The organism is Burkholderia sp. KCJ3K979 (genome assembly GCF_016759955.1).
Classification (GTDB): domain Bacteria; phylum Pseudomonadota; class Gammaproteobacteria; order Burkholderiales; family Burkholderiaceae; genus Burkholderia; species Burkholderia orbicola.
In genome coordinates this window covers 1-10,266 of the sequence record NZ_JACFYV010000227.1, presented here as the reverse complement: position 1 = coordinate 10,266, position 10,266 = coordinate 1, and the positions used below count along the sequence as shown (strand labels likewise).

Below are 10,266 nucleotides of genomic sequence, written 5' to 3'. Positions count from 1 at the left end.
TTGGTGCTAGTGTCAAGGGGGCGACGTGTCGATCCGGGTATTGCGCCACGATTGCATTTTCGTCCCCATTATTCTCCCATGGCGCGCAGCGTTCCTTTGTTTGTGGGTGGGTTCGAGTCCGGCCTCAGGCACCGACCATCCTGGCGGCCGCTCGCCATAACCCCGCGAACGCTCACCTTCAGGTAGGCTCCGGAATCCGGCTCACACGTTGCCCAAGCCGGCGTTTTCCGGAGCGCCTTCCATGCCCACCGCCGTCCTGCTGCGTACCAGCGATTCGCACCTCTATCCGGGCAGCATCGTGACGCTCGACCGCGATGCGCCGCGCACCGCCAAACCACACCCCGCCGTCATCGAGTTCGCGGACGGCTCCGGCGCCACCGCGACACTATCCCGCGTCGGTGACGATACCCTCGAACTTGCCGTAGACGAATACGTCACGCAGAAGCGCCACGCGATCGTTGCGCGCCGCTGGTTGCTGCGGCCGCTCGATGCGGCCCGCACGGGATGGCGCATCTCGCACCGGCTTCCTGCCATCTGATGCCATCGCGCCACTCTCGGCGCGAACCGCTTCCAGGCGCTAAAATCCGCCGCCTGGGCATCCACGACGAGCAAGCGTTTTGACGGCGTTCGAGCAGGGCTTCATCCTTACCCGCCACTGGCGGGACACCGCCTCCGGCATCGAGATCGAGTTCTGGCTGGCAACCGAACGCGGTCCGCGCCGCGTGCGGTTGCGCCCGCAGGAAGCCGTCGCGTTCATCCCGGCCGAACAGCAGGCACTCGCCGAACGCGCACTGGCCGGCGAGCGCGAAGCCGAATTGCGCCCGCTCGCGCTACGCGACTTCCGGCAGCGGCCCGTCGTCGGCCTCTATTGCAAGCGCTACCGGCATCTGTCCGGGCTCCAGAAGCGGCTGGCCGCCGCCGGCGTCGACGTCTACGAAGCCGACGTGCAGCCGCCCGACCGCTACGCGATGGAGCGCTTCATCACCGCATGCGTGGCGTTTCGCGGCCAGCCCGGCCGCGACGGCACGCTCACCGGCGGCGAGCTGAAGCCCGCAACCGGTTACCGCCCCGCGCTACGCTGCGTGTCGCTCGACATCGAAACCAGCGTCCACGGCGAGCTGTACTCGATCGCGCTCGAAGGCTGCGGACAGCGCCAGGTCTACATGCTCGGGCCACCGAACGGCGACGCGAGCGGCAGCGCAGGCACCCTCGACTTCGACCTCGACTACTGCGACAGCCGCCCCGCGATGCTCGCGCGGCTCAACGACTGGTTCGACCGGCACGATCCCGATGCGGTGATCGGCTGGAATCTCGTGCAGTTCGACCTGCGCATCCTGCATGCGCACGCGGAGCAATACGGCATCCCGCTGAAGCTCGGGCGCGGCGGCAGCGTGCTCGACTGGCGCGCGCACGGCCAGCAGCCCGACCACTTCTTCGCGGGCGCGGCCGGCCGGCTGATCCTCGACGGCATCGACATGCTGAAATCCGCGACGTGGACCTTCCCGTCCTTCAGCCTCGAATACGTGTCGCAGTCGCTGCTCGGCGAAGGCAAGTCGATCGACAACCCGTACCAGCGGATGGACGAGATCCAGCGCCGCTTCGAGCACGACAAGCCCGCGCTCGCGCGCTACAACCTGAAGGACTGCGAACTCGTCACGCGCATCTTCGACAAGGCCGACCTGCTGTCCTTCGCGCTGGAACGCGCGAGCGTCACGGGCCTCGCGGCCGATCGCACCGGCGGCTCGGTCGCGGCGTTCACGCACCTGTACCTGCCGCGCATGCACCGGCTCGGCTATGTCGCCCCTAACCTCGGCGACGTGACGGGGCAGAACAGCCCCGGCGGCTTCGTGATGGATTCGCGGCCCGGGCTGTACGACTCGGTGCTCGTATTCGACTACAAGAGCCTCTATCCGTCGATCATCCGCACGTTCCTGATCGACCCGGTCGGCCTGATCGAGGGGCTCGCGAATCCTGGCGACGACGCATCGGTGCCCGGTTTTCTCGGCGCGCGCTTCTCGCGCACCGCGCACTGCCTGCCCGACATCGTGCGCCGCGTATGGGAGGGCCGCGACGACGCGAAGCGGCAGCGCAACGCGCCGCTGTCGCAGGCGCTGAAGATCATCATGAATTCGTTCTACGGCGTGCTCGGCTCGACGGGCTGCCGCTTCTTCGACCCGCGCCTCGCATCGTCGATCACGATGCGCGGCCACGAAATCATGCACCGCACGCGCAAACTGATCGAAGCTCAGGGTTACGAAGTGATTTACGGCGATACCGATTCGACGTTCGTGTGGCTCGGCCACGCGCATGACGACGACGAAGCCGGCGCCAAGGGCCGCGCGCTCGTCGAGCACGTGAATCGCTGGTGGCATACCCATCTGCGCGAGCAGTTCGGGCTCGACAGCGCGCTGGAGCTGCAATACGAGCGGCATTACCGCCGCTTCCTGATGCCGACCGTGCGCGGCGCGGAAGAAGGCAGCAAGAAGCGCTATGCGGGGCTCGCGGCAACGGCCGACGGCGGCGAGGATCTCGTGTTCAAGGGGCTCGAGACGGTGCGCACCGACTGGACGCCGCTCGCGCAGCAATTCCAGCGCGAGTTGTACCGGCGCGTGTTCAGGCGCGAACCGTACCAGGATTTCATTCGCGACTACGTGCGGCGCACGCTGGCCGGCGAATTCGACGACCAGCTCGTCTACCGCAAGCGGGTGCGCCGGCCGCTGCGCGAATACGAGCGCAACGTGCCGCCGCACGTGCGCGCGGCACGCATCGCTGACGAGTTCAATCAGGCACAGGGTCGGCCGCTGCAGTATCAGCGCGGCGGCTGGATCAGCTACGTGATGACGACGGCCGGCCCCGAGCCGCTCGAAACGATGCGTTCGCCGATCGACTATGCGTTCTATCTGAGCCGCCAGCTTCAGCCCGTCGCCGATGCGATCTTGCCGTTCCTGCGCGACGATTTCGAACGCGTGATCTCCGGACAGGGGCAGTTGTTCGGCGATTGAAGGGCCACCCTCCAGCCCGCGCCGACTGCGCACGCAACCCATTCTTTCAGGCAGTTCGTCGTGCGTCGACCATGGGTCTACCAATCGATCCGCAGCCGCATCGACCGGCATTCGCGCGCACCCACCTGCCGCACGCCGAACACAAGCACGCCGAAGCGGCCTACGGCCCGAACGGCGCACCGGGTTCGGATTCCGGCGCGCCGGCAGCGGCGGCCGTGACGCACTGACGCGCCGCCGGTCGCCGGGAGGAAGCCCCCAACTCCGCGCCGCCTCGCGGGCATGCGGCTAAAATACCGGCCTGCCGCGCGTCCCGACGCGGCCGGAGGACACTCATCATGACCGCACGTCGCGGTGCCGCGGTCGCCATCGCACCCGGCCACGAGACAGCCAGCCTGTCGAAAGCCCAGCAAACGTTCAATACGCTCGTCAAGCAGATCGAAAAGCGGCGCGAGCGGCTCGGCGCGTGGGAAGCCGTGATGCCGGCGTTCCAGAAGAAGTTCGTCGACGCTCTGTTGCCGCTCGAACAGGAAGCGACGGCGCTGCGTATCCGGCTGATCCATCTGCTCGACGACGCGTTCCTGCAGAAGGGTCTGAGCAAGGCCGAGCAGCGCACGCTGTCCGACCTGATCGTGGATATGGCGCGCGAGTTGCTCGACGTCAGCGACGACGCGACGTTGAAAATCATCTACAACCGGCATGCCGGAGCCGCGCACACCGGCCACTCAGCGGCCGCTCCCGAGCCCGCCAAACCGGGACGGGAACAGGAACCCGAACCGCAATCGCCGGAAGATCTCGATACGCTGTCACCCGACGAACTCGCCGCACGCATGCAGGCCGAACTCGACGCCCAGTTCGAGCGCGACATGGCCGCCCACGCGGCCCGCGAGGCGCAGCGCGCGAAGCGCAAGAAGGCACCGAAGCAATCGGCCGCGCAGGCCCGGATCGAAGCCGAGCAGGCCGAATCGAGCAAATCCATTCGCGAGATCTATCGCAAGCTGGCCAGCGCGCTGCACCCCGATCGCGAACCCGATCCGCAGGAGCAACAACGCAAGACCGTGCTGATGCAGCGGGTCAACCGTGCCTACGAGAAGGGCAACCTGCTGCAACTGCTCGAACTGCAGCTGGAGATCGAACAGATCGACCGGCGTGCGATCGACGGCCTCGGCGAAGCGCGGCTCACGCGCTACAACGGCATCCTCGAGGAACAGCTGCGCGAACTCGATCAGGAGATCGTGCACGTCGAGAATGATTTCCGGCGCACGTACGGGATCGCGTCGTCCACCAAGGTTGCGCCCGATACCGTGCTGCGCATGCTGGCACGCGACATTGCCGGCACGCAGCGGAGCAACCAGGATCTGACCGTCGCGCTGCGCGAGTTCGAGGACCCGGATCAGGTCAGGAACTGGCTGAAGGACATGAAGCGCCGGCCGGCATCGTCACGCTTCGACGACGATTCGTATTGAGTCGGCAAGCGCCGGGGGTAACGCGCGACGCGCACACCCCGCCCATCAACGCACCTCCCCCATCCCGCCCATCAACGCCATCAACTGCTCGCGCAGCCACTGGCTGCCCTGATCCTGATCGGCGCTGCGATGCCAGTAGCAGAAGTAGTCGAGCCCCGGCATCTCGAACGGCAGTTCGAGAATCCGCGCCGGATAGCGCTGCAGCAGCCGCAGCGGCGCCGTCAGCACGAGATCGCTTCGCATCGCGATCAGCGGCGCGACCATGTAGTGCTGCACGCGCATCTGGATGTTGCGGCGCAGCCCGAGCCGCGTCAGTTCCGCGTCGACGTGCCCGCTGCCCTTGCGGCGGCTCGATACGTGGATGTGGCCCATCGACAGGTAGTCGTCCATGGTCAGCGTGTCGCCCTTGAACGGGTGATCGTCGCGGATCATGCACGCGTAGCGGTCCTGCACGAGCAGCGCCTGGTGCAGATGCGGATCGCCGATCAGCGGCGCGTCGATCGCGATGTCGACCGAGCCGTTCGCGAGCGCGGTCGCGACTTCGCGGCGGTCCATCGTGTAGCTGCGCACGTGCATGCCGGGCGCATGCGTCTGCAGCAATTCGCCGAGCGCGGGCAGCAACAGCGCCTCGGTCAGGTCGCTCATGCTGAGCCGGAACACGCGCTCCGACGAAGCCGGATCGAACACGTCGCCTTCGTGCGCGCTCGAGTCGAGCAATTGCAGCGCCTCGCGCACGCGGCCGACGATGTTCTCGGCCATCGGCGTCGGCATCATCCCGGCCGGCGTGCTGACGAACAGCGGATCGTTCAGCGTCTTGCGCAGCCGCGCGAGCGCGTTGCTGACGGCCGGCTGCGTGAGGTTCAGCACCTCGGCCGCGCGCGTCAGGTTGCGCTTGTTGTAGATCGCCTCGAATACGACGAACAGGTTCAGATCAATCTTCGAAAGGCGCATCGCCGGATCTCCTTGCCGGCATCTTAATACGGCGTGCGCCTCCCGTTCACCCACGTCGCGCTCCCGTGCGGCGCGGCGCTCAGCCGCGCGGCGGCGGCGTCAGGTACGGCGCCGTCGCGCCGGGTTCGCCGTCCTTGATCTCCATCCGCGCGATGGCCTGCAGGTGCACCTCGTCCGGGCCGTCGGCGAAGCGCAGCGCGCGGCCCCAGGTCCACAGGTCGGCCAGCGGCGTATCGGGGCTCAAGCCCGCCGCGCCGAATACCTGCATCGCGCGGTCGCATACGTCCGTATAGACGGTCGGCACGAGCGCCTTGATCATCGAGATTTCCTTGCGCGCCGCCTTCGCGCCGACCTTGTCGATCATCCACGCAGCCTTCAGCACCAGGAGGCGTGCCTGGTCGATCTCGATACGCGAGCGCGCGATCCATTCGCCGACCGTGCCGTGCCGGTTCAGCGGCTTGCCGAACGCGACGCGTGACTGCGCGCGGTCGACCATCAGCTCCAGCGCCAGCTCGGCCGCGCCGATCGAGCGCATGCAGTGGTGAATACGGCCCGGCCCGAGGCGCGCCTGCGCGAGCGCGAAGCCGCTGCCTTCCTCGCCGAGCAGGTTGCGCGCCGGCACGCGCACGTTGTCGAACGTGATCTCGCAGTGCCCTTCCGGCGCGTGGTGATTGACCACCGTGATGTTGCGCACGACCGTCACGCCCGGCGTGTCGCGCGGCACGAGGATCATGCTCTGCTGCTGGTGCGACTCGGCCTCGGGATCGGTCTTGCCCATCACGATGAAGATCTTGCAGTTCGGATGCGCGGCGTTCGTGATGAACCACTTGCGGCCGTTGATCACGTACTCGTCGCCCACGCGCTCGATGCGTGTCGTGATGTTGGTCGCATCCGACGACGCGACATCGGGCTCCGTCATCGCGAACGCCGAGCGGATTTCGCCGCGCAAGAGCGGCAGCAGCCACTGTTCGCGCTGCTCGGGCGTCGCGAACATGTGCAGCAGCTCCATGTTGCCGGTATCCGGCGCATTGCAGTTGAACACTTCCGACGCCCAGCTCACGCGCCCCATGATCTCGGCGAGCGGCGCGTATTCGAGGTTCGTCAGGCCCATCCCCGGCTCGTCGTCCTTCAGGTGCGGCAGGAACAGGTTCCACAGCCCTTCCGCCTTCGCGCGTTCCTTCAGTTCCTCCATGAACGACACCGGATACTGGCCCGCGTGCACTTCGTCGTTCCACTGGCGGATGCGCGGCACGATGTGCGCATCCATGAATGCGCTCACGCGTTCGCGCAGTGCTTCCACTTTCGGGGTGTAGCCAAAGTCCATGATCGACTCCTCGAGATTTCCGTGTTTCCGTTCGTTCGGTTCAGAAGGCCGAGACGCCGCCGTCGACGGCGACGGCCTGCCCGGTCAGATACGTGTTGTCCTTCGCGCACAGCATCAGCATCGTCGCGACGATTTCGTCGGGCCGGCCGAGCCGCTTCATCGGCGAGCCCTGCGCCAGAAAATCCTGGCGCTCGCCGATCTCGCTGTCGGTGACCATCGGCGTCGTGCTGTAGAACGGGCACACCGCATTCACGCGGATGCCGTGGCGCGCGTATTCGAGCGCGGCCGTCTTCGTGAGCCCGACCACCGCATGCTTCGACGCCGCATACGCGGCGAGCTTCGGCGCGCCGCCGAGGCCGGCCATCGACGCGACGTTCAGGATCACGCCTTCGCGCTGCGCGAGCATCTGGCGGATCTGGTGCTTCATCCCGAAGAACACGCCCTTGGCGTTCACCGCGAAGTTCAGGTCGAGATCGGCTTCGTTGGTGTCGATCAGCGCCTTCATCGGCGGCGCGATGCCCGCGTTGTTGATGCCGACGTCGAGCCGCCCGAAGCGCGCGACGGCTTCCTGCACCAGCGCGGCGACCTCCGTTTCGACACGCACGTCGCAGCGCCGCGCGATCACGTCGGCGCCGGCCGCGCGCAGCGGCGCGGTCACGCGTTCGAGCGCATCGCCGTTCAGGTCGCCGAGCGCGAGCCGCGCACCCATCGCGGCGAGTTCGCTCGCGAGCAGCGCGCCGAAGCCGCTCGCGGCGCCGGTGATCATCACGGCCTGGCCGGCGTAGCTGTCCAGTTTCATCGCGCGCTCAGATCGTCAGGCCGCCGTCGACGACGATGCATTCGCCGTTCGTGTAGCTCGCCGCGTCCGACACGAGATACAGCACGGTGCCGGCCATTTCGCGCGGCTCCGCGTGGCGGCGCAGCGGGATCTTCGTCATCCAGGTTTCGTAGATGTCCTTGTCCGCGAACAGCGCGCCCGCGAACTTCGTCTTCGTCAACCCCGGCAGCAGCGCGTTCACGCGGATGCCGAGCGGCCCGCATTCCTTCGCGAACGCCTTCGTCATGTTGACGACGGCCGCCTTCGTGATCGAATAGATGCCCTGCCGGTCGCCCGGCTGCAGCGCATTCACCGATGCCGTGTTGACGATCGCGCCGCCGCCGTGCGTCTTCATCAGCTTGCCGGCTTCGACCGACATGAAGAAGTAGCCGCGGATGTTCACGTCGACGGTCTTCTCGTACGCGGCGAGATCGGTATCGAGGATGTGCCCGAAATACGGGTTCGCGGCGGCGTTGTTCACGAGGATGTCGAGGCGGCCGTGCTTGCCGCGGATGTGCTCGAACGTTGCGGCGATGTCCTCCAGGCGCCCGACGTGGCATGCCAGCGCTTCGGCGCGGCCGCCCGCCGCGACGATCGCGTCGGCCACGGCCTGGCAGTCGTCGAGCTTGCGGCTCGACACGATCACGTACGCGCCCTGCTCCGCGAGCAGCTTGGCGATTTCCTCGCCGATGCCGCGGCTCGCGCCCGTCACCAGTGCGATCTTGCCCGTCAGGTCGAACAGATTCGTTGCCATGTTGCTGTGCTCCTCCATTGATTGAGTTGTCGTATCGCCGCGTGGGCAATCGTGACGCTTCGCGGCGATCTCAGCGATGCGCGTCGATCACGCCGACGGCCAGTTCGGCCAGCCGGCCGGCCATTTCGCCGACGCGCAGCGCCTGCTCGCTCGATGCGTTGCCCTGCAACGCGCGCGCCTTCACGCCCTGCGCGATCGCCGCGAGCCGGAAGAAACTGAAGGCGAGGTAGAAATGCCAGTCGCGGATCGGCGCGATGCCGCGCAGTTCGCAGTAGCGCGCGACGATCGCCGCTTCGTCGGGAATCCCGAGCGCCGCGCGATCCTGGCCCGCGAGCCCGCGCACCTGGCCGCCGGACGGCAGCCGCAGGCACATGCAGAAGTACGCGAGATCGGCGAGCGGGTTGCCGAGCGTCGACAGTTCCCAGTCGAGCACGGCCTGCACGCGATAGCCGTCGCGCGCGAACATCAGGTTGTCGATCCGGAAGTCGCCGTGCACCAGTGCGGGCCGGCCCGTGTCTTCGGGGCATGCCTTCGGCAGCCAGTCGATCAGCGTCTCCATCGCATCGAGGCGCCCGGTTTCGGCCGCGCGATACTGCTTCGTCCACACGCCGATCTGGCGTTCGAAGTAGTTGCCCGGGCGGCCGTAGTCGGCGAGGCCCACCGCGTCGACATCGACGTCGTGCAGCGCGGCCATCGTCCGCAGCAGCGCGTCGTAGCAGGTCGCGCGCTCGGCCTGCGGCAGTTCCGGCAGCGCGGGGTCCCAGAAGATCCGGCCGTCCTCGAAGCTCATCACGTAGAACAGGCTGCCGATCACGTCGCGGTCTTCGCACAGGTGATACGGGTGCGCGACCGGCACCGCGGTGCCCGACAGCGCGGTGAGCACGCGGAATTCGCGGTCGACCGCGTGCGCGGATTTCAGCAGTTCGCCCGGCGGCTGGCGGCGCAGCACGTAGCGGCCGCTCTTCGCATTCAGCAGGAAAGTCGGATTCGACTGGCCGCCGGCAAACTTCTCCGTGTCGACCGGGCCTTCGAAGCCCGGGACGTGCGTTTCCAGATAGCGCGTGAGGCGGGCTACGTCGAGTTGCTGGGAAGGGTTCGTCATCGTCGCGATCGTTCGTGGGTCAGCCGTAGGTGCGCAGCGCGTGTCGTTCGGGGTCCTCCAGATGCGGGATGCCGTTGAACGACGCGAGGTGGAACGCCTCGGCGTTGAAGAAAAACTGCGAAAGACTGCTGTTGCGGATCTGCAGGTTCAGCGCGATCGCGCTCGACGGCGGGGCCGCGAGCACCTGCTGCACGGTGACCGCGATCGGGCCGCCGGAGCTCACCGCGAGCACGCGCTGGCCGCCGCCTGTGCGGATCGCCGCGCGCGCGTCGGCCACGCGCTGCTGGAAATGGGCCCAGGTTTCGGGAGCCGCATCGCCGAGCTTGTCCTCGGTCCACAGCTGCAGCACCTGCCGGAGCGCGCGGAAATGCTCCTTCATCGAGCCGGCCGCGAGCCGCGCGATCTCCGGGTAGTCGCTGGCGGCGGCCGCGAACAACCCGTGGAAATCGTATTCGTTCAGGCCGGGATGGCGGTCCACCGCGACGCCTTCGCGGCCCATCCCGCGCAGAATCGCGGCAACCGTCTGCGCATGGCGGTTCATCGTGCCGCAGATCACGCGGTCGAACGTCAGGCCCTGCCGCGCGAAATATTCGCCGAGCCAGACGCCCTGCTGGTCGCCCGCCGCGGAAAGCCGGTCGTAGTCGTCGGTGCCGAATGACGCCTGCCCGTGCCGTACCAGAAAGAGTTCAGCCATTGCATGCTCGCCTGAGTGAAGGATTCAGCATAGCGAGCGGGCGGCCATTTTTAAAATTTATTTGTTGAATGAACGGGCATTCATGATGTAAATGCCCCTGCCTTCGCAGATGGCGTGGCTTTGTCCGACTTATACTGCCCGATCCGCCCCCTTCACAGG

Annotated in this window: 10 protein-coding genes; 4 read left to right on the top strand and 6 right to left on the bottom strand. The window is 67.1% G+C overall.

What is annotated here, in order from left to right; translation table 11 throughout:
- Window positions 1-241: 241 nt before the first annotated feature.
- From H3O04_RS30175 to H3O04_RS30160, 4 genes are all read left to right on the top strand, one after another.
- Complete coding sequence (locus tag H3O04_RS30175; protein WP_202589070.1) at window positions 242-538, top strand: hypothetical protein; 297 nt, start codon at window positions 242-244, stop codon at window positions 536-538.
- Between the two features lie 79 nt (window positions 539-617).
- A complete protein-coding gene (locus H3O04_RS30170; protein ID WP_202589069.1) occupies window positions 618-3,002 on the top strand; it encodes a DNA polymerase II in 2,385 nt (794 codons plus the stop codon).
- Between the two features lie 71 nt (window positions 3,003-3,073).
- Window positions 3,074-3,229 carry a hypothetical protein gene (locus tag H3O04_RS36360; RefSeq protein ID WP_237666481.1) on the top strand — a complete coding sequence of 52 codons (156 nt, stop codon included), beginning with the start codon at window positions 3,074-3,076 and terminating at the stop codon, window positions 3,227-3,229.
- A gap of 108 nt (window positions 3,230-3,337) precedes the next feature.
- Entirely contained in the window at window positions 3,338-4,465 is a 1,128-nt protein-coding gene (locus H3O04_RS30160) for a J domain-containing protein (RefSeq protein ID WP_202589068.1), read from the top strand.
- A 45-nt stretch (window positions 4,466-4,510) separates the two neighbouring features.
- On the opposite strand, the gene H3O04_RS30155 is transcribed toward H3O04_RS30160, so the two are convergent.
- From H3O04_RS30155 to H3O04_RS30130, 6 genes are all read right to left on the bottom strand, one after another.
- Window positions 4,511-5,416 (bottom strand): LysR family transcriptional regulator, encoded by a 906-nt coding sequence (locus tag H3O04_RS30155; RefSeq protein WP_077219753.1) that lies wholly within the window; start codon window positions 5,414-5,416, stop codon window positions 4,511-4,513.
- A 79-nt stretch (window positions 5,417-5,495) separates the two neighbouring features.
- On the bottom strand, window positions 5,496-6,740 hold the full coding sequence (locus H3O04_RS30150; protein WP_006480027.1) for an acyl-CoA dehydrogenase family protein: 1,245 nt from the start codon (window positions 6,738-6,740) through the stop codon (window positions 5,496-5,498).
- A gap of 40 nt (window positions 6,741-6,780) precedes the next feature.
- Window positions 6,781-7,539: an SDR family NAD(P)-dependent oxidoreductase gene (locus H3O04_RS30145; RefSeq protein ID WP_202589067.1), complete on the bottom strand. Its 759-nt coding sequence runs from the start codon at window positions 7,537-7,539 to the stop codon at window positions 6,781-6,783.
- A gap of 7 nt (window positions 7,540-7,546) precedes the next feature.
- Window positions 7,547-8,311, bottom strand: coding sequence for an SDR family oxidoreductase (locus H3O04_RS30140; RefSeq protein WP_012338952.1), 765 nt, complete (start codon window positions 8,309-8,311; stop codon window positions 7,547-7,549).
- 70 nt (window positions 8,312-8,381) lie between these two features.
- Window positions 8,382-9,413 (bottom strand): phosphotransferase, encoded by a 1,032-nt coding sequence (locus tag H3O04_RS30135; RefSeq protein ID WP_202589066.1) that lies wholly within the window; start codon window positions 9,411-9,413, stop codon window positions 8,382-8,384.
- A 19-nt stretch (window positions 9,414-9,432) separates the two neighbouring features.
- Window positions 9,433-10,107: a histidine phosphatase family protein gene (locus tag H3O04_RS30130; protein ID WP_202589065.1), complete on the bottom strand. Its 675-nt coding sequence runs from the start codon at window positions 10,105-10,107 to the stop codon at window positions 9,433-9,435.
- Between the last annotated feature and the right edge of the window lie 159 nt (window positions 10,108-10,266).